We start from the raw sequence: 236 nt of genomic DNA on the forward strand, positions 1-236 counted from the left end.
CCAAACGCCTTTTAGGCGTTTTTGTTGGAGAGTTTGATCCTGGCTCAGGGTGAACGCTGGCGGCGTGCCTAAGACATGCAAGTCGTGCGGGCCATGGGGTTTTACTCCGTGGTCAGCGGCGGACGGGTGAGTAACGCGTGGGTGACCTACCCGGAAGAGGGGGACAACCTGGGGAAACCCAGGCTAATCCCCCATGTGGACGTGTCTTGTGGGGCACGTTTAAAGGGTTTTACCCG

The 236-nt window shown here is 58.5% G+C and carries 1 rRNA gene; it reads left to right on the forward strand.

Features of this window, described 5'->3' with window-relative positions:
- Window positions 1–21: 21 nt before the first annotated feature.
- Window positions 22–236 (forward strand): 16S ribosomal RNA (locus ACYQ0J_RS13980); the annotation flags it as partial.

This window comes from Thermus sp. FJN-A, assembly GCF_054655095.1.